The sequence below is a fragment of the Mastigocoleus testarum BC008 genome (assembly GCF_001456025.1).
In the GTDB taxonomy this organism is placed as follows: Bacteria; Cyanobacteriota; Cyanobacteriia; order Cyanobacteriales; family Nostocaceae; genus Mastigocoleus; species Mastigocoleus testarum.
Genome location: NZ_LMTZ01000151.1, coordinates 190,578 through 216,454 on the forward strand (window position 1 = coordinate 190,578; position 25,877 = coordinate 216,454).

The window sequence follows — 25,877 nt, forward strand, 5'->3', positions numbered from 1 at the left end:
TATGTGATGGCGTCTCTACAGTCACATGAATCAAATACTTTTTAGTTCCTGGAAGAACATTTGAATGTTTATTCCGGGATCGTCATATTAAATTCTACTTAAGATAAAATTGCTATGGCTCGAAAAAAGGAGTTCGAACGAGAAAAAGTACTTGGACAAGCAATGGAGACATTCTGGCGCTATGGCTACGAAGGTACTTCAATTCAAGACTTGGTCCAAAGTATGGGGATTAACCGCGGTAGTATTTATGATACTTTCAAAGATAAACGCTCTTTGTTTAAAGCTGCATTAGTCCATTATAGTGACACATTTGTCAGTTCTATGTTTGCTGCATTAAGAACTCCTGATGCATCAAAACAAGAAATCATCGATCTTTTTTATGAGCTAGTTGAGAAAGCCATCATTGATTCTCAATACAAAGGTTGCTTGATTACTAACTCAGTCGTAGAAATTGGTCACCACGATCCGGAAATTGCAGCACATTTGACAGAAGAGATCCAAAAAGTTGAAGAACTACTATATGAGGCTTTGGTAAGAGCTAAGAAAAAAGGGGAAATTCAAGCTAATAAAGACCCTCGTGCATTAGCACGTCATCTAGTCTGTAGTCTAAAGGGTTTACGAGTTATTTCTAAAATTAATCCTGAGAAAGAAGTTCTCTTAGATATGGTTGATGTAACTCTTAGTGTTTTGGGATAAGTATTAAAAAAGGAATTAATTGTAGAGGCTATTTTTTTATTTTATATTTACTTTTAATTCTTCGTTTCTCCTTCGAACAAAATATAATTTATTCATCTATAACAATCATATTTAATTTGTGAACGGATAAATCCCGTAGAGACGCAATAGACGCTAAAGCAGATAACACAGCCTCTGTCACATCCCTATAATATTCATTTTTGTGAATGATTTAACATTGCTATGAATGTTTTCTGGTATCAATAAGTTTAATAGATAGAACGGAGAGGTTTATAGCATTAAATTTTTGAATAGGGATGTTTTTTGTTATCAGTTATCAGTTTTCTATTCTATTTTAAGAAATGATTGCTTATAACAGCTTAACCCGTATACTTAATACTATATTTCTCCATTCAAATAGCTGAGCAAAATACTAAATAGTTAGTTCAGGAAACTTTACAAAAAATATTTCCTAGCAATAACTAATATCTTAACCAAGAACTAACATCAACTTGTAATTTTTGACCCAGCTTCAATATTTTCCGGTATTTACTCATCTCCTCAGAGTTGTGGATAAGGATTTGTAATTGTGGAACAATTTGAGTGTACAAACTGTTCAAGTACAATTCTTGGGAGCGATCTAACGAAATACCAATATCTAATTTGTGTGCAACATCAATTAATTGCTCCAAACGTTCAATACATGTGTGGAAACTACCGTTACTTTGATGTAATAATTGCCAAAGCAGTCGTGTAATTAATTGTTCAATTGTTTGCTTACTTTCTGGTACTTTCAAATGACAGCGCAAATGTTTGGCTTCGGCTGCGATCGCTTCTAGTTCCAATAAATGGTTCCAACTTAGCTGTGGTTCGGTAATATCCTGCTCTAAAGCTTTAATAGTTGTTTTACAACGATATCCCAAGGCAACTTCTGCTGCAACTTGCAATTCCTGGGGTGCAGTTTGTCCATCCTGATGAAATGCTAGTAATACACCGTAATTTTCTCGATAGGCTTGGGTATAAAGTTGGTCGAGCCTCGTCAGAGTTTCCTGGGTAAGTAACCGCATAATTCGATGGCGCTCTTCTGCAAACATATTTTGCAGGTTATAGGAATTTTCCCCAAACAACTTAGACATTGTCAAAATCACTCGGGCTGCACTTACTTCTTGCAGTACTCCAAATAATTCTTCCTTAATTTGTGTATAAATCCGTCGTCCGGTAAAAGGTTGAATACAGCAGTGGAAATCCCAACCACCTAGATGAAGCACAGCAAATATGACATCTTCACTTTCCCAAGTAATATCTGACACTAACTTTAAGTGTCCGACAGCTAAAGTTAAAGTTCCCATACGTTGGAGTTGGTAATCTAACTCATGGGCACTGTAACAGTAAACCTGTTTGTATTGAGAATGGGTTTGAGATGCAATTTGAGGGTGAGTTTTCGATTGCTTTCTTTCAGCCGAAGTATATCCATTAAATAGGGAAGCAATTGCATGGTGAGCGGCGACTTTTGGAAGGCTAATTTGGGAGCTAACTACTAACTGACGGTAAACTCCAGCACCAGTTTTAAAGTAATCAATATTGCTCGGTGCTTCCTCCAGACGCTGAAGGAACTCTTTTTCTAATTGTACTCCCGCCACATCTCCTGCCAATTCTAAAGCACGGGCTGCATAACGGAGAATTTGAGTTCCCTCTGGACGTGATATTTCTTCAAAAAACCAACCACAACTGGTAAACATCAACAAAGCATGACGTTGCATTTCTAATAAGCGCAAAGCGTCCACTTCTTCCGATGCATTTAATTCGTGATTTTGGTGACTGCTCAAAAAACGATGTACATTGGCGTTGGAGCGATCGCGAATAACTTCAATATAGTTGTCTCGCGCTTCCCAAGGATCCTTAAAAAACTCTCTACCGTGCTCTTCATAAACTTCAACTAACCGATCCCGCAGCCAATTAAGAGCATTTCGTAACGGACGTCGCCATTTTAGGTGCCATCCCGGCGCACCTCCACAACCACAGTCATCTTGCCATCTATCTACTCCGTGGGAACAACTCCAAGCAGTAATGGGTTTTAACTCAACTTCCCAAGCTGGGGGATTTAAACTTAAATAGTGACCAAAGTTAGTTAGAGTCCAACCTCTTCGTTGAAACTCTTCACTGAAAGCATAAGCCAAAGTTTTTTCAGTACCACCCTTATGGTGTCCGAAAGTTTCTCCATCAGTTGCAACGGAAATTAACTGTGCGGGACGATGGTCCCCTCGGATGGCAGCCCCAATACGTCCAGCAAAATGGCTGGAATTATACACCACATCACTAAAGCCCATATCGCGTGATATAGGGCCGTCATAGAAAAAGATATCGATGTAAGGTTGGTTCTGAATCTCTTGGCAATCAATATTCTGATTCTCAATCTCTTCTAAACCCTGACTTACTGAAATTTCCCTATTTCCTTTTAGGTAACACCGATAAGGTCGGGTGGGATCGATTTGACCTCCCCCGACTTCACACCATTCCGGGTTGGGATCTTCAACTGTCGGCAGAAGACGACAGCGTTCTGCTTGGGAGGGAGCAAGAACAATAAACCGAATTCCTTCGGCAATTAATGCTTCAAGAGTTGGGTAGTCTACAGCCGTTTCCGCCAACCACATTCCTTCAGGATCCCGACCAAATCGCGAACGAAAATCTGCTTTTCCCCAACGAATTTGTGTATATTTATCCCTTTCGTTAGCCAAAGGCATAATCATGTGATTGTATACCTGCGCAATGGCGTTCCCGTGACCATTTAGGCGCTCTCTAGATTTGTGATCAGCGTCTAAAATTCGTTGATAAACTTCTAGGTCATGGGACTCCAACCATGACATTAATGTGGGTCCAATATTAAAACTCAAATACTCATAGTTATTAATGATCCCTGCCAATTCACCTTTATCATTTAAGACTCTCGCAAAGGCATTGGGGCGATAACATTCATAATGTATTCGCTCGTTCCAGTTATGGAATGGTGCAGCACTACTTTGACGTTCAATAGCATCTAAATAAGGGTTCTCCCGTGGTGGCTGATAAAAATGCCCATGTACTGTAACGTAAACACCAGTAGCCGAATTCAGGGGATCGGGCTGATAGCTATTTACCGTATTTTTTTCTTCATCCAGTATCGTGTCAGCATGAGCTGATTTTTCAACTAAAGAAGTCATGTAGAGATTGTCCATGTTATAGAAAAAAATGCAATATCATCCTGAAATGTCATCTTGAAATAATCCATGTATTGCTTAAGATACTTGCATTACAACAAAACAAATTTATAGATGAAAATTATGAAAAATGACAATTATGGAAAGTATAGTTACAACAAATAATCAAACACTTTTGACAACAGACATTAATTTTTCTTTACTTTACTTGACTAGATGGCTTGTCCCTATAGCCAACAAACAACTGTTATTCTAACTAAATTCTTCAGAATTTTTTTTGTTGCAAGTACCGATAAATAAGACACCAAAAATTTTTATTACCCTTTAAGATTCTAAAGCCCATCTTCTCTACAAATTATAAAATTTTATTTACAATTTTATACAGAAAATAACAAATCTGTGATTGGTATTACCTCTACCATTACGAACAAACATTTTTATGAGAAACAGTAGATCTTCGGAACCTGAAATTAAGTCTTGCGAGGGTATTCTAGAGTATAATCCGTTGCGTTACCATCTCTCTGAGGCATCACGAGATTTTGTAATTTTGTGACTGGTATTCCTGATTTGAAATGATAAATGTCAGTTAAAAAGAAAGTATTTTTTGTCTTGCTAGCTTTTGTTCCAGTTTCGATCGCAGCCCACTTCCTAGGGTGGGGAGAATTAACTGTTTTTGTTACCGCTGGGTTAGCGATTTTACCTCTAGCAGCTTGGATGGGTACAGCCACAGAGGAAATTGCTGTGGTGGTCGGTCCTTCATTAGGCGGATTGCTAAATGCTACTTTTGGTAATGCTACAGAACTAATTATTGCTTTGTTTGCATTACGGGCAGGACTTGTAGATGTGGTCAAAGCAAGTATCACCGGTTCGATTATCGGTAACCTGCTCTTGGTAATGGGTCTGGCTATGCTTTTGGGTGGTTTTCGCCATAAGGAACAAAGTTTTCAACCTGATGTGGCACGCTTAAATGCTGCGTCAATGAATTTGGCAGTAATTGCAATTTTGGTACCCACAGCGATGGAATTCACATCGAAAAGTGTTAGCCGGATCGCCCTGCAAAATTTATCCTTGGCTGTCGCTGCGGTTCTAATTTTAGTTTACGGTTTAACCTTATTATTTTCTATGAAAACCCACTCTTATCTTTATGATGTGGGTGTAGTAGAGGGTTCTGAACAATTGGCAAATAATGATCACAAGCCCAATGTTTGGAAATGGATGGGAGTACTGTTACTTTGCACTTTACTAGTGTCATTTGAATCGGAATTTTTGGTTGGTTCCTTGGAAGCAGCTACATCTGAGTTGGGACTAACAGCATTATTTACTGGGGTTGTCATAGTTCCCATAATTGGTAACGCAGCAGAGCATGCTACAGCAGTTACGGTAGCAATGAAAAACAAAATGGATTTGTCTTTGTCTGTTGCTGTTGGTTCTAGCATGCAAATTGCTTTATTTGTTGCTCCTGTACTTGTAATTGCGGGTCGATTACTTGGGCAACCAATGGATTTAGATTTTAACCCTTTTGAATTAGTGGCAGTAGCTGTATCGGTCTTGATTGCTAATAGTATTAGTTCCGATGGTAAGTCCAATTGGCTTGAAGGTACATTATTACTCGCATCCTATGTAATTCTGGGTTTAGCTTTCTATTTTCATCCAGTTATAGAAGGAATTGGATAGATCATCTATTTCAGTATTTGACTATATTTTTTGCAGATTTTTGCACATCAAACCTTAAACTTTTTGCATGTTGGTGTAACTTACGCCAACATATTTTTTTGTTTCAAAGGGAACAGGGAATGGGGAACAGGAAATAGATAATTTGTGGTAATTGCTATAGATCTTTGCGAATAGAAGAGATAGAAAATTTGAGGGACTAAAAACACCATAAAATAAAACTATCACAAGGGTTGTGAATAAAAAATGACTGAAAAAATTGATGTGAGTCAATATGTAGAACAGGCAGCGTTATTAGTAGATTTGCAATTGCGAGATGAATACCGAGATAGTGCGATCGCAAATTTTGAGAAAATTCAAGTTATAGCCAAGCTTGTAAATGAGTTTTCCTTACCGAAAGATATTGAAGCAGCGCCAAAATTTGAACCATGAATCTAGAACGAGCAGACGCGACCGCCACAGCAGATGCAGTACGTAACGGTAAAATTAGCGCAGTGGAAGTTACCCAAGCTGCATTAAATAGAATTACAGCACGACAGCAGGAATTAAACTGTTTTACTGAGGTAACAGTTACAGCAGCTTTAGCAGCCGCAAAACGAATTGATAATGAAATTGCAGCAGGTAAAGACCCTGGGATGTTAGCTGGGGTACCTTTCGCAGTTAAAAATTTGTATGATATCGCTGGTTTAACAACTCTTGCAGGTGCAAAAATCAATGCGGAAAACCCACCTGCCATCCAAGATGCTACAGCGATCGCCAAGTTAAAACAAGCAGGTGCAATCCTTGTTGGCGCTTTAAATATGGATGAATATGCTTACGGATTTGTGACCGAAAATTTTCATTATGGTGCGACCCATAATCCCCATGATTTAAAACGTATTGCTGGTGGATCTTCAGGAGGTTCAGCTGCTGCTGTTGCAGGTGGATTGGTTCCTTTAACTTTGGGTTCCGATACTAATGGTTCTATTCGGGTACCTGCTGCTTTATGTGGGATATTTGGTTTCAAGCCCACCTATGGTAGATTATCGCGTGCGGGTGTTGCCTTATTTTCTAGCAGTCTTGACCACGTTGGACCTTTCACTCGTTCGGTCAGAGATATCGCTACAGTATTCGATTTACTTCAAGGAGAGGACGAACGGGATCCCATCTGTACCAAACGTCCTCCCATAGAAACTCGTAATTCTATCAACATAAAACCCAATATTGATGGCATTAGAATTGCGATCGCAGATGATTATTTTACTAAAAAAGCTGTACCAGAAGCCTTAGAAGCGGTGCACCATGTCGCTAAAGCTTTAAATGTAAGTGAACACGTAACCATCCCAGAAGCAGAACGCGCCCGCGCAGCAGCATATATAATTACAGCATCCGAAGGCTCAAACTTGCATTTAGATGACTTGAGAAAGCGTCCCCAAGATTTCGATCCCGCCACACGCGATCGCTTTTTGGCTGGAGCATTAATTCCTGGTATTTGGTATATTCAAGCTCAACGCTTTAGAACTTGGTATCGAGATCGAGTTCGAGAAATTTTTAGTAAAAATAACCATCATGGAATTGATGTAATTTTGGCACCAACAACACCAATTACAGCACCCAAGATCGGACAACAAACTATGGTGCTGGACGGTGAGGAAATTCTGGTTCGCCCTCATCTCGGCTTATTTACTCAACCATTATCTTTTATCGGGTTACCCGTTTTATCTATTCCCATCCAACGTCCCAATGCTTTACCTTTGGGAGTGCAGTTAATAGCTGCTCCTTATCATGAAGAATTAATTTTAAGGGTTGCAGCAGTATTAGAAAAAGCAGGTGTAATTTCTGCAGCAGTTGTTTAGTTAATGCAATTGGAAATGTAGTCCCTCATAGAAAGAAGAAAATTGTTACGATAGAACAAAGAAGCATTCTAGTTCGTTTTTTAACGATGAGAATAAACTCGTTTCAATAGTGAACTACTAACCCAAGTTGCTATAGGCAAAACTTTTAGATTCTCTTATATATCACTAAATCCGCCTTAAAAAGGTGGACTTTGAATTCATTTACCCCAAATTATTAGACGTGCAGCGCGAAGGATATTTAGGGGGATCTAAATCCAACAGACTTGAACTAGCAACTTACTTTACTATCACGCTTAACAGTTAAAGATAGAGATTAGTTCTGATGAAAGACAAGGTTTTGCAGGGACGTTATCAAATTCAGCGCCAATTAAGAAAAAATGCTGGAAGACGCGCACTACTAGCAAAAGATTTAGTAACAGAAGAATTAGTCATCATCAAACTGTTAATCTTTGGTAACGACTTTAAATGGCAGGATTTGAAATTGTTGACTAGGGAAGCTCAAATTCTTCAAGAACTATCTCATCCTGCAATCCCTCGCTATCTTGACTACTTTGAACTCGATTTACCGGACTTAAAAGGTTTTGCTTTGGTACAAACCCATATTCCAGCAAAGTCTTTAGTAGAACACTTAAGAGCGGGACGTACCTTCAGCGAAGTAGAACTTAAACAAATTGCTAAATCTTTATTAAAAGTACTCATTTACCTTCACGAATGTCTCCCTCCCGTTATTCACCGCGATCTTAAAGCTAGTAATATTTTGCTCGGCGAGCCCCCCTCTTACTACCTAAAGCACAGAACTAGTTCAAATTCAAAATCTCGAAAGAAGTTTGGAAGTGATTCCCTCACCCATCGCTCTTGGGAAAATGTTGGTCAAGTATACATAGTAGATTTTGGGTCGGTTAAAACTGCTATGGCGCAGCAAGATGGGACCATGACAGTGGTGGGAACTTATGGTTATATGCCGCCAGAACAGTTCGGTGGACGTGCTTTTCCCGCATCCGATTTGTATGGTTTGGGAGCAACATTAATTCATCTGGTAACAGGGAAACATCCTGCAGATTTGCTCCAAGATGACATGACAATTAAGTTTGAAGAATTAGTAAATCTTAGTCCTGCTTTTGTTGACTGGCTGAAGTGGTTAACAGAACCAAGTTTAAAGCTTCGCATGGGTTCGGCGCGAAAAGCATTGGAAGCCTTGGACATGTTGTCCCATCGTCACTTCCCCCTGGTTGTTTTTCAACCACAGGATAGCAAAATTAAGTATCTCAACCAAAAAGATCTCCTAGAAGTTATTATCCCTCCCCCTGGTTTTAGTTTGAGGGTAGGATTTCTATGTTTTTTCGATTTGATTTGGCTTTCTTTACTAATTAACTGGAGTATTTCTGTTTGGGGAAAGCCTTTGCTAGTATTGTTTCCACTTTTTCACTGGGTATTTGCTATCTGGATTTTATTAGCAATTCTGTTTACCTTATTTGGCAAAATCCGTTTTTCTCTGACTCCAAAAAAGATTTCCTTAACCTACGAGTTATTCGGATTAAAATATCCTTCACCTTTTTCAGCACACAGTGATGATATTTGGAAAATAGAATTGCTCGACCGACATATTGTTAAACCCCAGGGAGCTAGAGTAGAACCAATTCGAGTTAGTGTGCCTAATAAATTAATTATTTGGGCGAGAAAACGTAAATATATCTTGGGACAAAATACTTTGACTCAATGGTTACGAATTAGTCAAAGAAAAGTTCTTCATGCTTCAGAGTTGGATTGGTTAGCCCAAGAGATCGGTGACTGGTTAGAGCTACCAATTAGTAGAGAATAACTACAAATTATAAGTAAAAAACAATACATTCATAAATCAATCTTATTCAAGATGCTGTATTGAAATTTGTATTAACTCCTCAAGTTTTTCCGCAACCTCCGTCCTATGACATCGACGCCAGTCTTTCTCCGCACACATCAGTAAAATATTTCCATTTACAGCAAATTTTGCAACTTCTTGTAATGATTTTTGAGCCTCTTTTTTATCTGGAGGTTCCCATTTTGCATTACCAGATGTGTTACCGAGGGCTGGTTTAGAAATATATTTAATATTCTTTGAAACACAAAGTTTTTCAACTTGATCGCCGTACCATTTTCGACTCCAAGCACGCGGACGAAATCTCACGTCTACAACAAATGATACATTATATTTTTCAAGATAATCGACAAATTCTTTGTAATCTTTACGATTCCCATATCCAAAGGTCAGTATATACTTTGTTTTACAGTTATCTTCAATAATATTTGAAATTACCATTATCAAATTCTTCCCTTACAAAAGACTTAGTTGCTCAGACTTGACTCTGGGTGGATAAAATAAGCCGATAATCATAAAACCTTTAGGGAATCTCTTTTGATTTCCCACTATAAAGTATAAATCCTTTGTTTTCAAAAAATCATCTTCTAATTTTTGTCTCATTTTTTCTAAAGCTTCTTTTTCTTTCTCTTGTTGACTAGATTTTTTAGAACTATTTCGGCATTTTCTATATAGTTCTTGTATTTCCCAATCAATAATAGAAAATTTATGATTAGTATCATTTTGAGAAACAAAACTATAATAGAACTTATAAGGTATTTTCTCTAATTTTACGGAAGGCTCAAATAAGTCAAGTTGGTTTTGAATAGATTGCTGCCTAAGACTCCATTCACGTGTATCCTGTTTATGATAGTATTTATTGATTCTTTTAGGTTTCATAATTCCTAAAGATTTACCTTGACTTTTAATATCTTCAATTGATGAGAATTTCAAATGTGAAGTTAAAATCAATTTTTTTCGCTCTTCCCAATTCTTTTCAGTACTAATTTTTCTAATAATTTGTATTGATTCATCATTAATCCGAAAACTTTCTTCTCTATAATCTTTGGGGTTTTTCTCTATTTCGGCACTAATTATAGACCACCTAGGATAACGCTGCTCAGAATCTAGATAGCGATAGCGTATAGGATAAATACGAATCCACTGTATTGGATTTTCCGAATCATCTAGTAATACTCCTGCTGTACATACAGTTTCCCTATAAGTCATGCTGATTGATGGATAAGTCTTTGTTGCAATTAAAATTTTTCTTCTTTCCATAAATTTATTTTTTCAATAAATATATTGTTGTTATATTTTTCAATATTTTACGTTAGGTATAAATCAAACAGCAACTAGAGCTAAAAAAAGCTGACATAAACCCTGTTTTAGAGTGTATATGTCAGCTCATTTAAAATATAATTAAAACTAACTAACCAAACTCTTAAATGGACAACGACTAGTTTCTAATTTTCTACTGCGCTTTTTTTTAATCCAATTCCAAATTCGTTTAGGAAAACCAAAAAAGTTTAGTTTTTTCAGGAAACCGAAAAACTTATTGGGTTTTTGTTTCTCTTCCGTTACTTCTAATGGTTTTCCTACTGATGTCAAACTGTCCAAAAATTTGGTGTTGTCGTAAAAGTGCTCCAAAGAAATAATTTTCAAATCATCAGTTACTCGAACAACACTCATTCCAATAATTTCTATTGTTTCTCCGGTAGGTAAATAATCTTTGTACGAACCGGTGAAATGTCCCCAATGTCGCCACTTAAATGTAATATTTGGTGGTTCCGAGTATACTTCTAAAACTTCCCATAGAAATCCATCAGGGAAAGCCGTATGAAAAAGATTTGTTGAACTTTCAAAATCTTCTTCAGAAGCTTTGTAATGAGTTGTATCGCCAATCAATGCTTTGTAAGTACCTGACTCTATTAAGTCTGGAACTGTATGATCTTTACCACCATTAGTACTCATACGAAACTCATCATTAACAACCGATATCCACTGTTGGGGATTGGTTTTAAAGTTTGCTTCGATATCAAAAGTTCGTACCAAATTTTGTACCAAATCTTCTAGAGAATACTGAGGATGATTTCGGGTACTTTCTTCTGCTAACCTGGCGTTAGAACGACTATAGTCAGGCTTTTCATCATAACGCCATTCGACATTATCGCTGTATTCGAGAACTGTGTCTCTATCTTGTACCCATAAATGAAGGTCATTAGGTTCTCTAATAGTCATAAAAGCCTAGCAAAAACAGTGAGGGGTTTAGATTTCGGATTTCGCAGCAATTCTTCCCTCAAATAGAAGCACTCAACTATACAGTTTTTCCCACAGCTTCAAAAAATAATTAGTTTGCAGTGTACAAACTACTGTATTTTCATCTCTATAGAAATCATGACATTTTTCATAGGTTAATAGCAGCAAAGATCAGAGCATAAACTCACAGAATTTTACAGTGCAAATCATTATTTTTTCTTTTTCTTTTTCTTTTTAGATTTCCCTTCAGTACCACTTACTTTCCCAAAACCTTGAATGGATTTTTTCTCAGTAGATAAAGCTTCTACAGCTAACTTGAATTCAGCTGGATGCAATACTTCTGGTTTTATCTGACTTTTCTCAGATTTTTTGGTAATATCCTTAACTTTCTCTAAATTATCCAAGGAAACATCTGGGATAGATAAGCCAGAATCCGATGCAGGGAGATTTCCTTGCTTAGTATCTAATTCCTCTTCATTGCTACTTTTTTCCTCGGAAGTTACCTCGGAAACATCCCGAATATCTTTTGAGATAACTTCTTCAATCTCATTTAATTCTTCCGCAGCAATTTCATTCTCCGCAGCTTCTACAGGTGATGAAAAATCTTCTTGCGAGCGCACTACATTTGTATCGTCAGTTGCTTTTATTGTCGCTTCTATTTCTTCAATCTCTTCCGAAACGATTTCTTGAACAGAGGAATTAGAATCCGAAGCGATCGCCCGAGTGTTAGTTAGACTTGCTTGTTCTTCACTATTTTGTTTCTTAGAAACTGGCTCAGAATCCGAATTTACATTATCCAAGACCAGATTTTCCGGTACAACAGCTTCAAGGGTGTTTAATTCTTCTACAGTAATTTCGTCGTTAGTTATTTCGAGCAATGATGACAAATCTTGCTGCGATCGCACCAACACCTCTATATCCTCAGGGATACTTGCTTCTTCAACCCTTTCAAGTTTTGATGAAACAACTTCTTTCCCGGATACGAGAAAATCTTCGTTTACCTGTTCTTCCGAATCCTGTTTGTCCTCAGAACCAAGATTCTCGACAGTTTCAATTTTTTGTACAGGAAATTCCTCTAATGTAATTGAGCGCAGTTGTTCGGGGGTAATTTCCAAAAATAAATTGACTTCTTCAGTAGTAATTTCCACAACAGGTGATGAATAATCATCCGACCGCACCAAATCTGTGTCGGGGATCGTTGTTGTAGCTTCAACTTTCTCAAACTTTTCTGGGATAATTTCCTCAACAGATGAAACGGGATCTAACACAGGTTCAGAAATACTAACCCGATCCTCATCGTCCGAACTAACATTTTCGAGTAATTTTAATTCATCATCAGTTACACCTAAAGCTTGCTTAATTTCATCCCAGGTTCCGGCGATATCTTCAGGGACTATTTCTCCTTCATTCGTTACCGTCTCAAACGCAGACTTAATAACTAGTGCAGACTCTTTTGCTTGTAAATGAGTTAAGGAAGCAACAAGAAAACCATTAAGTTCCGTAGGATTCTGGTTGAATAATTTAAGTTGTTGAGTTAATACTCCAATAGACTGCGATCGCGCAATAGGGTGATGATTAGCAATTTCTTCTAAACTATTGGTTGCAGCAATCCGTGGGAATAAACCGTGGGAAGGATCTGCTAAATAAGTTTGCAGGTAAGGAATCGCCATTGCACCAATTTTGCCAAACACTTTTGGCATTTCTTCGCTGACTAGATCGCAATCTTCCCTTTGATGAAATAGCTGCATTAGGGGTTCAATAGCTTCCTCTGCACCTAATTGCGCCAAAGCACGCCAAGCATGAACAGGACCCCAGTTTTTAAAGTCTCCAGAATCTACACCATAAAACTCCCCATCAATAGCCATTTGAATCAAGTCTGGGATATGCTGTGAACCCAGATCTAGTTCTGCAATGTAATCACGCCACTGATTTCCATAATTGTAACAATTACCGAAGGTCAGCAACTTATCCACAGGGGTTTGGTAACTGGTGCGACTGGTCATGGAAAATCATCTGATTCAATACTCAAATACCAAACTATAGCAAAATTTGTGAAGTTGCACATTATTTAAATTTAAAATTATCTATCATAAGTAATTGTTTTCACTGTTGTTTACTTTACTTTCATAAATGTTTGTATTCTTACCTTGAGCTACAATCCAGACTCAGTAAGATATTCAGGGAAAATATCTCAGAAAAACTTTTTGTACGTCAATAAAAAATATTGATTTTTTGTTGGTTATTAAAGTTTTAAATATTTCGTGACGTATACTTTTTTGTTTTTTTGTAACGAAAAATTATTGACTTTCGCTACACGTAGATATACCAATATATTGTTGAGATGGAATTTTAATTTAATAGGTTAGAATTTCCTAACTCTAACTATTTTATTTGCAAATAATAAAACTTACAGACAATTTTCAATAAAGGGTTTTCGGTAGTATTTTGAGTCAGAAGAGAAAGACTAGTAATTATACGACAATATAACTCCGTAAAACATGCTAATGATAATGAAGAAGAAAGAAAATATTCTTTATCTTAGTAATATAAAATTCATATTTTGATGGATAAACATCAACCTAATCCAGAACAACAAAAAATTATTAACCATATTAACGGAGCAATTTTAGTACTTGCTCCCGTTGGTACTGGAAAAACCTTTGTTCTTTCGGAAAGAGTTGCTCGAGCCATAAAGAATGGAATTCCTATAGAAAAAATCCTCTGTCTCACATTTACCAATCGTGCAGCCAAAGAAATGAGTGAAAGATTATGGCGGATGCATCCAGAAGAATTCCGCCAAATCACGATTAAAACTTTCCACGGTTTGTGCGCTCAAATGTTGAGAATTGAAGCTATAAATATTGGCTTACCTACAGATTTTGTTATTTACGATGATAGTGATTGTAAGGAAATCATCAAAGAAGTATTTGGATATCAAAAAAATCAAGATATCCAAAGGACTTTTTTTGATATTGCTAAATATAAATCTCAAGCATGTACCGAGGAATTATCCTTTCTTTACCCAACAGAGAATATTTACCAACCTCTGGGATTAAATTTTGCTAAAAAAGCTATTCGCTATCAGTCTATTCTACAGGAACGTCATGCCATAGACTTTGCTGATTTGGTATTTTTTGTTAGAGCAATGCTTAATTGCAAACCAGAAATATCACAAAGGTGGCAAGAACGTTTTGATTTTGTCCAAATAGATGAGATTCAAGATACTCATATATGTGAGTATGAAATTGTTCGTCATCTAGCCTCGCGTACTAGAAATCTCGCTACAATTGGCGACTTGGATCAAACAATCTATGAATGGCGAGGTTCGGAACCAGATTTAGTAATTCAACAATTTACTGAAGATTTTCAACCGAAAAAATATTCTCTCACATTCAATTATCGAGCTACTCAAACATTATTAAATGCAGCATCATCTTTTGCAAACTCATTTGAGCAAAGACAAACCCAAATTACTCCAGCTTCGAGTTGTAAACCTGGAAAATTAATTAAAACCCATTTCGCAGAAAATGAACAAACAGAAGCTATATGGATTGGCGAACAAATTCAAAATTTAGCAGCAAATAATCAAAGATTCCCTTATAACAGAGTTGCAATTCTAACTCGTACTCATAAGCGTATAGAAATCATTAGCAAAGTTCTAGAACAACTAAATATCCCCTGTATCACAATAGAACAATATCAATTTTTCATGCGCCAAGAAGTAAAAGATACACTGGCTTATTTAAAATTGATTTTAAATCCATTTGATACGGGTTCTTTTCGTCGAATTTTATTACGCCCCACCCGTGGGATCGGTGCTAGGACAATTCAAAATGTGATTACTGAAGGAGAAAAATGCGGTTTTTATTTAACCGATATGGGTTCGATTCAGACCTTTGTTGATGGGGACCCTTTTAGTAATCTTATATCTGCCTATAAATCTGGAATCATAGTCGTTTTTGATGTCGAAACCACAGGACTTTCTGTTACGAATGATGAAGTTATAGAAATTGCTGCACTCAAACTAGTAAATGGCAAAGTAGAAGCAGAATTTCACCAACATATTCTTAATACAATAAGTGTTGGTGACTCACAACATATACATGGCTATACAGACAAAGAATTAGCAGAAAAAGGTAGACCCGCAAATCAAGTTTTTAGTGAGTTCTTTGACTTTGCACAAAATGCATTTTTGATAGGTCATAATGTCGGTTTTGATATCAAAATGGTTACAGCACATGCTAGCAAAGCTGGAATCACTATTCCTAAATTTCAGTGGGGAGATACTTGGAATTTAGCTAACCGCTTCATTGATTTAGATAGTTATAGCTTGGAGAACTTAGCAAAAAAACTAGGTTTACCCAATCTACCAACCCACAAAGCCCTTGATGATACCCGCACCACAGTTGAATTACTGGGATATCTGATTCCAAAAATTGAAAGTAAATCTGATTATCGCCAAGCCTTAGTTTACCGTTATGGAGAGGAATTTGAATCGCTCGCCGAACAAATAGAAACTTGGCGGGATGATACCCAAAAATTAAGACCGGCAGATTTACTGGAAAAATTATTAACAGAATCTGGCTTACAAGCTTACTACGAAACAGATCCACAACGTGAGAACAATCTCTTAGAACTGATAAATATCTTCAGACAAAAAGATAAACCGGAAATAAATTCAGATACTGCCCTGCGTAGTATTCTTGAATTTACAGCCTTAGCCAAAAACTTAGATCAAATTTCCCAACAGGATAATCAAGTAATGATTATTACTATCCATCAATCAAAAGGTTTGGAATTCGATAGCATTTTTATTGCAGGAGCTTCACAAGAAGAATTTCCCAGTTTTCTCAGTTTACGAAATGATAATCTTGAAGAAGAAAAACGTCTATTTTACGTAGCCATGACCAGAGCTAAACAACAACTTTTTATCTCTGGATTTTTGGAAGATTCTAGAGGATATTCAAAGGTCCCCAGTGAGTTCATTGATTCCATACCAGACAAATATTTACAATTAGAGTAGTAGTGCTTCGTGAGTTTAAGACTACTTAAAATGGCATATTGAAATAGCAAAACACATATTCAAGAGAAATTATATTTTAGCGAAACTTTTAACCTTCACAGTTAACTTTTTCTAATTTCTCAGTTTGTATGTACTACTGTGCTCAAGTTCCCTGTCAACCGGCTGCATTCCTGTTTACTGTGTGGATTGCTTTTTTTAGCAGTATGGGACTTACAACACTCACTCGGTAAAAATATAAGCCTTTAGAATTACTTCCTAGTCTCATAATGGACCTAGACCCATTGTCTGTGCGTAACGTTTGTAGTAATTTGTATGCTTGTTTATCCTTACTGTTTCCTCGATATTCAATAGATTTAACTTATATGACAACTAGAATATAAAATAAATGTCAGTGGTGCGGTCGAGTTTTAACTCAAGATACAAGTTTATTGATCGGGTAGATTTTGTAGCGTAAAGGTTTATCTTGCTTAAATATCCTGCTTAAAGTTTAGTCTAATTTACCCATAGGTGGGATTATTTCCAACAAAATACTTTTACATACTTGAAATATATGACTTCATTATTATGAACTCCGATCTAATACTGTTTTTTGCTATCTAATAATCTGACAAAATATTTTTCATGCATAAAGTACGCCAAATTTCAACCAGAAAAAACTGTCAACCCAGGTAATTAATTGGAGAATTGTCAATTCTACTTCATATTTATTTTGACAACAAAAGAATGTCAAAGTATTACACACAAGAGCAAAGCTATTATTTATGCTCCACAATCGTGTTTATCAGAATAAACATATTAGTAAAAAACTTGGCGATGTAACACTCATGTCTTTAATGACGATTCTTGTAGTCGATGATGATTTGGGTACTCGCTTGTCTATCAGTGATTATCTAGAACTGTCTGGTTATTCCGTAATAACAGCTGATGATGGTCAAGACGGACTGAAAATGGCAGAAGAGTACCATCCTGACTTGATTGTGACTGATATTGTGATGCCACGTATGAATGGCTACCAGTTAGTACGGCGCGTACGTCAAAAAACTGAATTTCGGTTGCTACCAGTTATCTTACTAACAGCTAGAACAAAAACCCAAGAAAGAATTTTGGGTTATCAGTCGGGTTGCGATCTGTATTTACCCAAGCCATTTGAATTGGAAGAGTTAGCAGCAGCGATTCAAAATCTTTTGGAGCGGTCGCAGATCATTCAACAAGAATATCGCGTTTCCCAAAGCCACGAACAACAAAAATCAAAGTCTGGGGAAATAAAGAAAAATGAAAATTCCCTATTGAGTAAAGATCGTGATTCAGTGATGTTCACATCTTTAACCCCCAGAGAACAGGAAGTTTTAGAACTTTTAATTCAAGGTCTTTCTAATGCAGAAATAGGAAATAAGTTATACATTAGTCCCCGTACAGTTGAAAAATACGTTAGTAGCCTATTAAGGAAAACAGACACAAGTAACCGCGCGGAATTAGTTCATTTTGTTATGAAGCACGGACTTGTGGAATAAGTAAATATTTATATTTTGCAAAACTGATGACTAGCGATGAGAACTCAATTTGAAATCCTATTGACTCTTAGGATTATATTTAAATTAAAATTAAAAACCACTATTCCCTTCACTGAATATTTAATGAATATTTAGTAAATATTTAGTAAATATTCAATAAATTATTTAAATTCAATTAAATATACCTTAAGACTTAATATTGTTCTCCTCAAGATGCTTTAATAATCCTCCACAAGCATCAATCAATAAGTCTATAACTCGATTAAATCCTTCGGTCCCGCCATAGTAAGGATCTGGAACTTCTTTTAATGTATTTTCAGTACAAAAATCACACATTAAATGCACTCTATCTTGATACTCACCTGTTGGGTCCAGCGCGAGAATATTCCGATAATTACTTCGATCCATTGCCAAAATCATATCAAATTCTTGAAAATCTGATACAACAAATTGACGAGCTTGACCGTACATTTTAATTCCTAAATTCTGGAAAGCAGCTGCACTCATGCGGCGATCAGGAGCGCTACCGATATGATAGCTAGATGTACCAGCGGAATCACAAAAAATATCTTGTTTGGATTGACCCTGTTCCTCTATCATATAATTCATAATATTTTCTGCTGCAGGGGAGCGACAGATATTTCCCAGACAAACAAATAAAAGTTTATAAGTCATAAAATCAAACTCAATTTTTGTCACGAACGAACGCACATTTCCAAGCAGCAATTACTAACAGCTAACGCTTAATAGGGAGCTAGCTAACAGATGGAATGCCCAAGTGGTTATTCTAAAAAGAAACACAATACTTATTAAAGTCAGATGTGCTAGCCCCTAGCAGGAATGTCGCTAGTCAAAAGTCAACAGCCCCCCAGTCCGTAAGAATCGGATTTTTTGACTATTGACTATTGACATTGACTATCAAATTTTAACTAAAATCCGGGTAGTTCTAGTCCACTAGTCAAATCTTCCATGCGTTCGCGCATTGTGGCAGTAGACTTATTATATGCATCTTTCATCGCAACGGTTACTAGATCGGATAGAACATCTGCTCCTTCTTTCAATGCTTCTGGAGAAATTTCTACCCTTTTAGGTTCTTGGTTTCCGGTTACAACTACTTTAATTAAACCACCACCTGACTCTCCAGCAATTTCCATTTGCTCCAATTCGTCTTGGAGTTGCTTTGCTCCTTCTTGAACCTGCTGTGCTTTTTTGAAAGCTTCAGCTAGTTCTTTCATTTTTCCTAAACCAAAGCCAAATCCCTGTCCTTTTGTCATGATTTATATTCCGCGAGTACTTTCAATAACAAATCAAATTCAATTATAGATGCGGCAGGTCATTTACATATTTTTTTTACTAATCAGTAATTGATAAATATGAAATTCTACATTGTCGAAATTGAAGAATATAACTACAGCCAATCTAAATTGTTTGGGAAATTCCCATACTAAAGAGAGCTAACATATTTCTCTCTACCGCAATCGTATTGTTCCATAAGTTATTTAGGATTGCTACTGATCGTTTGGTGTTTTTAGGTTAGTATTACTATAATTTATAGGTCAAATCAAGCATTTAATATAACTGTCCGCGCCACCAAAAATGGTAAACGCGGACAGAAAGCTAACTAATGCAAAAATTTTACTATTGAATTTTTATTCTTAGCCAATAGCTTGAAATTCCCCAATCATCTTCACTTCTGGATGTAACAAAATTGACCATCTCTTCTGTACTTCATTTTGTACGTGACGAATAAGATAGAAAATATCTCGAGCTGTTGCTCCACCACAATTGACAATAAAATTAGCATGACGCTGTGCTACTTGCGCATTACCAATTTGGAATCCTTTCAGACCAGTATTTTCAATCAACCAACCTGCAGCATAGGGTTTAGGATTGCGGAATACACTACCGCAACTTGGTAAGTGATAAGGTTGGGTTGTCAGTCTTTGTTTTTGATGTTGCTTGGTAACTGCTAATACTTGTGTTGGGTCTGCTCCTGGCTGGAGTTGAAAAGTCGCTTGGGTAACAATAATGTCACTTCCCTGCAGCTTAGAAGTACGATAGCTGTATTCCAACTGATCGCATCTTAAAGTTTGTAAGCTTCCGTCAGGAAGGAGAACTTCAGCACTTACCAAAATATCTGCGATACAGCCTTTATGGGCACCTGCATTCATAACAACTGCACCACCCATGGTACCAGGGATACCAACAGCCCACTCAAATCCTTGGTATCCTTGCTTTGCTGCTTCACAGGCTAAAGCTGGAATTGGCTCTCCTGCAGATACAGTTACTAACCCCGTATCTTTGTCAAATTGAGTATGACGTAAATGGCGGGTTACTATTACTAAACCTTCAATACCATGATCGCTCACTAGTAGATTAGAACCAGCTCCCAATACAGTTATTGGTAAACTATGCTTTTTGGCATATTCAACGCTAGCTTGTAACTCTTCCAAATTACGAGGAGCAACATACCACTGTGCTGGTCCACCTACTCTGTAGGAAGTATAAGCTGCAAGAGAAACTTGAGACTTAATAATGCTATCAGTACCTGCTAAGGGGATTTCTTTACTATTCACTGATTGATTTTTTAGTTCTTGATTATTGCTCTGGGAAACACGACAGACACTTTCATTTGACTGGTTATCTTTCGGATTCAGCAGCATGATTATTATTTTTTATTCAGATGAACCACCATGTATATAACTACGGTCATCTCATTAGCTTTTTGGGAATATCAAAGATAGATGCATTCCTCAGGCAAAGAGAAATAACTTCCCGGATTTTGATAAACTTTGATTATGAGGTTGCTTTAGCTGGTTGGCGTAGTGCAGCGATAACTTCAGGAATTGCCTGATTTAGATTACCAGCACCTAAGAATAATACTAAATCCCCTGGTAGTAAGGTTTCTAGCAAAGAATCACAAATAGAGGCAATAGTTGGTTGATAATTGACGTTGGGATGTTGTTTCGCAATTTCTGCAGCTAATTTTTCGCCACTTACTAACCCCAAATCGGTTTCGCCTGCGCTGTAAATATCTGTGAGTATAACCAAATCTGCTCTATCAAAGGACTGAGCAAACTCTTCCAAGAATGTGTGGGTACGACTGTAGCGGTGTGGTTGGAAAACAGCAATTACCCTTTGTCCTGGTCTTGCTTGTAAACGGGCTGCAGCTAAGGTTGCACGTAGTTCGCTAGGGTGATGGGCATAATCATCTATAAAAGTAATACCATCAACTTCACCACGAAATTCAAAGCGACGTCTTGCACCACCAAAAGTAGCTAATCCTTTAGCAATTTCTCCGAACTCCAAACCCAATTCTCGACCAACGGCGACTGCTGCTAAAGCATTACTTAGATTATGATGACCGAGAACAGATAAATTGAGAACACCTAAAGCTGTATCTCTTTCCCAAACTAAAGCTGTGGTACCATCAGCCCGATAATCAATATTTGTAACAGCGTAATCCGCCTCTGTATCTATATTTAAGCTATAAGTAATAGTTGGTCGCATCATTGAGAGAACAGTCTTACAATCGATACAAGCAACCAAAGTTTGACAGTTCCCAGCAAAGGTCTGGAAAGTATCAACTACTTCTTCCAAGCTATCGTAGTGATCTGGATGATCTAATTCGATATTGGTAATAACACCAACATGTGGCACATGCTTAACTAAAGAGCCATCAGATTCATCTGCTTCTGCAACTAAGTACTTACTTTGACCCAATCTAGCATTTCCATCCCAAGAATCAACTTCTCCACCCACCAAAATAGTTGGATCTACACCCGCTTCCAGTAGCATACAGCCAATCATACTACTAGTTGTAGTTTTACCATGGGTTCCCGCTACCGCAATACTGTAATATTCTGCGATTAAAGCCGCTAGAACGTCAGAACGATGGAAAATTGGGCAACCTAATTCTAATGCGGCTCTATACTCTAAATTATTAGTGTTAATTGCAGTAGAGCATATAACTTGTGGTAGTTTTTTATTGGCAGAATTTAACTCTTCTGGAGTCCTTGATTGTAAATTGTTTCCCTCAGAATTAGGATGGAAAAATTCTAAATTACTTGCTTGTTGCTGATTAAATATTCGAACTCCTATTGATTCCAAACGACGGGTAATATGATTGGGACGAACATCCGAACCAGATACGGGTAACTGGCGTTTTGCAAGTACATAGGCAACAGCTGACATTCCTATGCCACCAATTCCAATAAAATGAAATGGTCTACCACTAAAATCCACAGATTGTTTCATTTATTATTCCTCTTACACCACACCGCACTATCATCTTCCAATGACACGCGTATCATATCAGGAATTTGTTTTTTACCGATACTATCTATGTGTCATTTTTATGTTTAAATTTCTAGTTATTTCCTTGCCTATTTATAAAGATTTTAGGTTACGAACTGTTTATTTTGTTTGTGACTAGTTCATCCGTTTCTTCTTGAAAAAAAATCAGAATACGAAAAAATATGCTGTATTGTAAAATACAAGACTTCCGGAAAATCATTGACATTTAAATACGGGTATTGTAGGAGGCGCAAAACCTATTTTCAATTAAATGTTGCCACAACGAAAATTAATCTACCCGACCAATTTTTAAGATTAGACTTAGCTTTTTTGCTGGTTCCATTTACTAATAAATCTGATTATTTATCCATCAGGGGCGAGTTTCAAACAAGTTCAATTGAGATTACAGTTTTTGAACAGCTAATAGCTAGCTCAACTAAAAATCTATGTAATGTCATCTCTCTGCGATATCGTTTGTGCAAATATTAGCAATTCACCCGCGATATCAAATACAAGAAACAATCGGGGAAATCCAGAAATTATTGATAACGTCACTAAGAGAGATAGAAATATTACTTAAATTCCACTCAGACCCTAAATGTATAATCAATTACTATAGCCTTGCTTTATCGTCAAAAGATGGATAAATAGGCTAGAATAACACAGATTTTAAAACCAACAATTCTTAAGTCAATAAGGTTAACCTCCAATTCTTTAGATTGTATTTTATTTCTAAATTGTGAGAGCCTAACTCAAAATTACACTTCCTGCAACCACAATCAAACCATACTGGGAAGTGCTTACATACCATAACCCCGTACTTATTGCATATCCCTTTAGGAGTAGTTTCGTCAAGTCTTATTTGCAACCCATAATCCTGAATCTCCCTCGTACCATAGTTTTTCAGTCTTGGGAAAAAATACTTGCTTTTTGTAAAGTCAAAGCAAAGTAGATGCTGAGATGTTGATAAGAAATTTATCTTGGATAGTAATGGCACTTAGGAGATGTATTCAATTACTCTTAGTATATTGTTGTTGGTTACACACGTAAATTCAAGCTTTAATGACAGAAAAATAGTAATCAGTACAGATTTTTTTTATAATCTGGGAGTCAATAGTTATAAATACTCCCCTCTTTGCGATATGATTGGGGTCATAGATAGCATTTTGACAAGCATACATACAGAGGGCAAGACGCTGTGATTAGAGTAGCAATTAACGGTTTCGGTCGAATCGGGCGTAATTTTATGCGCTGCTGGTTGGGTAGAGAAAATAGTAATCTAGAAGTCGTTGCTGTAAACGATACTTCAGACCCAAGAACCAACGCGCATCTACTCAAGTATGATTCGATGCTGGGCAAATTAGACCAATATGACATCAGTGCCGATGAAAATTCTATTGTTGTTGATGGCAAGACTGTTAAATGTGTATCCGATCGCAACCCAGAAAACTTGCCCTGGAAAGAGTGGGGAATTGACTTGATTATTGAGTCAACAGGAGTATTTACCACTTATGACGGAGCCATGAAGCACGTCAAGGCTGGTGCGAAAAAAGTTTTGATCACTGCTCCTGGAAAAGGTGGCGACGTTGGTACTTTTGTGGTTGGTGTCAACCATGAAGATTATGACCACGACCGATACCCAGTAATCAGTAACGCTAGTTGTACTACCAACTGTTTAGCTCCTGTTGCTAAGGTGTTGCATGAAAAATTCAACATCATTAAGGGTACAATGACCACTACTCATAGCTATACTGGCGACCAACGCTTGTTAGATGCATCTCACCGTGATGTAAGACGGGCAAGAGCAGCAGCAGTAAATATTGTACCTACTTCTACCGGTGCAGCGAAAGCTGTAGCACTTGTAATACCAGAGCTTAAGGGTAAGTTAAATGGTGTAGCTTTACGCGTACCTACCCCCAATGTGTCAATGGTTGATTTTGTGGTGCAGGTAGAAAAACGTACCATCGCAGAAGAAGTCAATCAGGCATTTAAAGACGCTGCTAATGGCTCCATGAAAGGTATTTTAGGCTATAGTGAACTACCTTTGGTGTCTTCCGATTATCAAGGCAGTAATGATTCTTCTATCGTCGATTCTAGCCTGACCTTGGTCATGGGTAATGACATGGTAAAAGTAATGGCATGGTATGACAATGAGTGGGGTTACAGTCAACGTGTATTAGATTTGGCTGAGATTGCAGCAGCCAAGTGGAAGAATTAACTATTAAGCAGTACTTTTAATCAGGATTTTTCTGTTTGTCTGCAAGTTTATGGGAACGCATAACACGTTGATTTGCTTGTTTGGGATAATAGTAAACCAAAAGAACAAATAATTATTAAATAGGCAGTACAACTAAACAGAAAAATCAACAAAAAAGCGCTAGTAGCCAAAAATTAAAAATGTTGAAAACTCTGTTTTAAACTGAGAAGTTTTTCCTTAAATTCCCCAGTTTCATCTGTTAATAAAACTGTGGAGTCAGCTGTAATCGTGCCAATAATGGCTGCATTAGTATCCAGGATTTGCACTAGCTTTACAGCTGGCTCTTTTGGTAAGCAAAGTACTAGTTGAAAATCCTCGCCACCATAAAGAGCAGATTCTATTTGTGCTGCTTTCCCTAATAGTTTTTTCATTGCTGGATGCAGAATAATTCGATTACGTTCGATCACTGCACCAACATTACTTGCACGACAGATTTGGAATATAGCATCAGCTAACCCATCGCTGCTATCCATCCCCGCAACACGAGCAGAAGCGAACTCAGAATCTTGAGAATTTAATATATCCCATAATATCGGTAAAACATCCAATCGCGGCTGTGGACGTTGATGTGCTTCGATTAACGCCGCACGTTCTGATTCAGTTAAATTTTCACCTTTTTGAGGATCTAAGAGTAATTCCAAGCCAGCAGATGCAGCCCCATGAATTCCCGTCACAACAATTGCATCGCCGACTCGAGCCCGATTGCGGTAAATAGTCTGGGATTTTCTAACTCGACCAAAAGCAGTAATCGCAATAGAAATTACGGGCGATCGCACTATATCTCCACCAACTATTGGGGTATTATGTGTTTGTAAACATTGGGTTAGACCTCGATACAAATCTTCCACCCAAGTTACAGATACATCGCCTCTGAGTCCCAATCCTACAGTAATTCCCACAGGTGAAGCACCCATGGCTGCTAAATCCGATAGGTTAGCAGCAGCAGCCCGCCACCCTGCATCTTCAGCACTAGTAGTGCGATCGCTAAAATGTACTCCATCTATTAGTACGTCTGTTGTCACAACCAAAGATGTGTTTGGTACTGTTTCCAGGACAGCAGCGTCATCACCAACAATCTCTGACGGACAAAAGCGTTGTAATTTTTCTAAAAGACCTTGTTCGCCAATATCTGCTATTTTCATGGGTCGCTTGTAATTTGCTCACTTTTGTCCGCTCTCATTAATTTTGGGTCTTGTTAATTTTTAGGATTTAGCATGTTACTAAAACCCCATAGAGACGCGAAATGTTTCCCTTGGGGAACATTAGGAAGATCGCGTCTCTACAACAAACAGTCCAAAATTAATGAAACAGACCACTAGTTA

General features: G+C 37.3%; 18 protein-coding genes. 8 read left to right on the plus strand and 10 right to left on the minus strand.

Annotated elements, in window-relative coordinates; all coding sequences use genetic code 11:
- The first annotated feature begins 114 nt into the window (after positions 1 to 114).
- Complete coding sequence (locus BC008_RS41035) at positions 115 to 696, plus strand: TetR/AcrR family transcriptional regulator (RefSeq protein WP_027840827.1); 582 nt, start codon at positions 115 to 117, stop codon at positions 694 to 696.
- A 461-nt stretch (positions 697 to 1,157) separates the two neighbouring features.
- On the opposite strand, the gene BC008_RS41040 is transcribed toward BC008_RS41035, so the two are convergent.
- Complete coding sequence (locus BC008_RS41040) at positions 1,158 to 3,872, minus strand: DUF3536 domain-containing protein (RefSeq protein ID WP_027840826.1); 2,715 nt, start codon at positions 3,870 to 3,872, stop codon at positions 1,158 to 1,160.
- Between the two features lie 576 nt (positions 3,873 to 4,448).
- Here BC008_RS41040 and cax point away from each other — a divergent pair.
- The 4 genes from cax (at position 4,449) to BC008_RS41060 (ending at position 9,194) form a co-directional block, all read left to right on the plus strand.
- Complete coding sequence (cax, locus tag BC008_RS41045; RefSeq protein WP_027840825.1) at positions 4,449 to 5,543, plus strand: calcium/proton exchanger; 1,095 nt, start codon at positions 4,449 to 4,451, stop codon at positions 5,541 to 5,543.
- 243 nt (positions 5,544 to 5,786) lie between these two features.
- Complete coding sequence (locus tag BC008_RS41050) at positions 5,787 to 5,972, plus strand: DUF4089 domain-containing protein (protein WP_027840824.1); 186 nt, start codon at positions 5,787 to 5,789, stop codon at positions 5,970 to 5,972.
- Complete coding sequence (locus BC008_RS41055) at positions 5,969 to 7,375, plus strand: AtzE family amidohydrolase (RefSeq protein ID WP_027840823.1); 1,407 nt, start codon at positions 5,969 to 5,971, stop codon at positions 7,373 to 7,375. Before BC008_RS41050 ends, BC008_RS41055 begins: the two co-directional genes overlap by 4 nt.
- A gap of 322 nt (positions 7,376 to 7,697) precedes the next feature.
- Complete coding sequence (locus BC008_RS41060; protein WP_027840822.1) at positions 7,698 to 9,194, plus strand: serine/threonine protein kinase; 1,497 nt, start codon at positions 7,698 to 7,700, stop codon at positions 9,192 to 9,194.
- Between the two features lie 42 nt (positions 9,195 to 9,236).
- Here the strand turns inward: BC008_RS41060 and BC008_RS41065 are convergent, their stop codons facing one another.
- The 4 genes from BC008_RS41065 to BC008_RS41080 all read right to left on the minus strand — a co-directional run bounded on the left by BC008_RS41065 (position 9,237) and on the right by BC008_RS41080 (position 13,471).
- Positions 9,237 to 9,671 carry a DUF488 domain-containing protein gene (locus BC008_RS41065; protein WP_058184642.1) on the minus strand — a complete coding sequence of 145 codons (435 nt, stop codon included), beginning with the start codon at positions 9,669 to 9,671 and terminating at the stop codon, positions 9,237 to 9,239.
- Between the two features lie 15 nt (positions 9,672 to 9,686).
- Entirely contained in the window at positions 9,687 to 10,490 is an 804-nt protein-coding gene (locus tag BC008_RS41070) for a hypothetical protein (RefSeq protein WP_027840820.1), read from the minus strand.
- 147 nt (positions 10,491 to 10,637) lie between these two features.
- Positions 10,638 to 11,450, minus strand: coding sequence for an ester cyclase (locus BC008_RS41075; RefSeq protein ID WP_027840819.1), 813 nt, complete (start codon positions 11,448 to 11,450; stop codon positions 10,638 to 10,640).
- 227 nt (positions 11,451 to 11,677) lie between these two features.
- Entirely contained in the window at positions 11,678 to 13,471 is a 1,794-nt protein-coding gene (locus BC008_RS41080; RefSeq protein WP_058184644.1) for a HEAT repeat domain-containing protein, read from the minus strand.
- 560 nt (positions 13,472 to 14,031) lie between these two features.
- Between BC008_RS41080 and BC008_RS41085 the strand changes: the two genes are divergently transcribed.
- Together BC008_RS41085 and BC008_RS41090 are read left to right on the plus strand one after the other, a co-directional pair.
- The gene (locus BC008_RS41085; protein WP_027840818.1) at positions 14,032 to 16,491 is read left to right on the plus strand and encodes a 3'-5' exonuclease; all 2,460 of its coding nucleotides are present in this window, start codon (positions 14,032 to 14,034) and stop codon (positions 16,489 to 16,491) included.
- An 833-nt stretch (positions 16,492 to 17,324) separates the two neighbouring features.
- On the plus strand, positions 17,325 to 18,002 hold the full coding sequence (locus BC008_RS41090) for a response regulator transcription factor (protein WP_036264392.1): 678 nt from the start codon (positions 17,325 to 17,327) through the stop codon (positions 18,000 to 18,002).
- A 186-nt stretch (positions 18,003 to 18,188) separates the two neighbouring features.
- Here the strand turns inward: BC008_RS41090 and BC008_RS41095 are convergent, their stop codons facing one another.
- The 4 genes from BC008_RS41095 to murC form a co-directional block, all read right to left on the minus strand.
- Positions 18,189 to 18,677, minus strand: coding sequence for a low molecular weight protein-tyrosine-phosphatase (locus BC008_RS41095; protein WP_027840816.1), 489 nt, complete (start codon positions 18,675 to 18,677; stop codon positions 18,189 to 18,191).
- A gap of 254 nt (positions 18,678 to 18,931) precedes the next feature.
- On the minus strand, positions 18,932 to 19,276 hold the full coding sequence (locus BC008_RS41100) for a YbaB/EbfC family nucleoid-associated protein (RefSeq protein WP_027840815.1): 345 nt from the start codon (positions 19,274 to 19,276) through the stop codon (positions 18,932 to 18,934).
- 381 nt (positions 19,277 to 19,657) lie between these two features.
- Entirely contained in the window at positions 19,658 to 20,665 is a 1,008-nt protein-coding gene (murB, locus tag BC008_RS41105) for a UDP-N-acetylmuramate dehydrogenase (protein WP_027840814.1), read from the minus strand.
- 133 nt (positions 20,666 to 20,798) lie between these two features.
- A complete protein-coding gene (gene murC / locus BC008_RS41110) occupies positions 20,799 to 22,259 on the minus strand; it encodes a UDP-N-acetylmuramate--L-alanine ligase (protein ID WP_027840813.1) in 1,461 nt (486 codons plus the stop codon).
- A 1,237-nt stretch (positions 22,260 to 23,496) separates the two neighbouring features.
- Between murC and BC008_RS41115 the strand changes: the two genes are divergently transcribed.
- The gene (locus BC008_RS41115; RefSeq protein ID WP_027840812.1) at positions 23,497 to 24,516 is read left to right on the plus strand and encodes a type I glyceraldehyde-3-phosphate dehydrogenase; all 1,020 of its coding nucleotides are present in this window, start codon (positions 23,497 to 23,499) and stop codon (positions 24,514 to 24,516) included.
- A gap of 173 nt (positions 24,517 to 24,689) precedes the next feature.
- On the opposite strand, the gene thiL is transcribed toward BC008_RS41115, so the two are convergent.
- A complete protein-coding gene (thiL, locus tag BC008_RS41120) occupies positions 24,690 to 25,697 on the minus strand; it encodes a thiamine-phosphate kinase (RefSeq protein ID WP_027840811.1) in 1,008 nt (335 codons plus the stop codon).
- Positions 25,698 to 25,877: the final 180 nt, after the last annotated feature.

What these genes read in the sequence shown, in the direction of transcription:
- BC008_RS41055 (WP_027840823.1), top strand. Translation starts at nt 5,969, where the DNA reads ATGAATCTAGAACGAGCAGACGCGACCGCCACAGCAGATGCAGTACGT.
- BC008_RS41085 (WP_027840818.1), top strand. Translation starts at nt 14,032, where the DNA reads ATGGATAAACATCAACCTAATCCAGAACAACAAAAAATTATTAACCAT.
- BC008_RS41090 (WP_036264392.1), top strand. Translation starts at nt 17,325, where the DNA reads ATGACGATTCTTGTAGTCGATGATGATTTGGGTACTCGCTTGTCTATC.
- BC008_RS41065 (WP_058184642.1), bottom strand. Translation starts at nt 9,671, where the DNA reads ATGGTAATTTCAAATATTATTGAAGATAACTGTAAAACAAAGTATATA.
- murC (WP_027840813.1), bottom strand. Translation starts at nt 22,259, where the DNA reads ATGAAACAATCTGTGGATTTTAGTGGTAGACCATTTCATTTTATTGGA.
- thiL (WP_027840811.1), bottom strand. Translation starts at nt 25,697, where the DNA reads ATGAAAATAGCAGATATTGGCGAACAAGGTCTTTTAGAAAAATTACAA.
- BC008_RS41050 (WP_027840824.1), top strand. Translation starts at nt 5,787, where the DNA reads ATGACTGAAAAAATTGATGTGAGTCAATATGTAGAACAGGCAGCGTTA.
- BC008_RS41060 (WP_027840822.1), top strand. Translation starts at nt 7,698, where the DNA reads ATGAAAGACAAGGTTTTGCAGGGACGTTATCAAATTCAGCGCCAATTA.
- murB (WP_027840814.1), bottom strand. Translation starts at nt 20,665, where the DNA reads ATGCTGCTGAATCCGAAAGATAACCAGTCAAATGAAAGTGTCTGTCGT.
- BC008_RS41070 (WP_027840820.1), bottom strand. Translation starts at nt 10,490, where the DNA reads ATGGAAAGAAGAAAAATTTTAATTGCAACAAAGACTTATCCATCAATC.
- BC008_RS41035 (WP_027840827.1), top strand. Translation starts at nt 115, where the DNA reads ATGGCTCGAAAAAAGGAGTTCGAACGAGAAAAAGTACTTGGACAAGCA.
- cax (WP_027840825.1), top strand. Translation starts at nt 4,449, where the DNA reads ATGTCAGTTAAAAAGAAAGTATTTTTTGTCTTGCTAGCTTTTGTTCCA.
- BC008_RS41040 (WP_027840826.1), bottom strand. Translation starts at nt 3,872, where the DNA reads ATGACTTCTTTAGTTGAAAAATCAGCTCATGCTGACACGATACTGGAT.
- BC008_RS41095 (WP_027840816.1), bottom strand. Translation starts at nt 18,677, where the DNA reads ATGACTTATAAACTTTTATTTGTTTGTCTGGGAAATATCTGTCGCTCC.
- BC008_RS41100 (WP_027840815.1), bottom strand. Translation starts at nt 19,276, where the DNA reads ATGACAAAAGGACAGGGATTTGGCTTTGGTTTAGGAAAAATGAAAGAA.
- BC008_RS41075 (WP_027840819.1), bottom strand. Translation starts at nt 11,450, where the DNA reads ATGACTATTAGAGAACCTAATGACCTTCATTTATGGGTACAAGATAGA.
- BC008_RS41080 (WP_058184644.1), bottom strand. Translation starts at nt 13,471, where the DNA reads ATGACCAGTCGCACCAGTTACCAAACCCCTGTGGATAAGTTGCTGACC.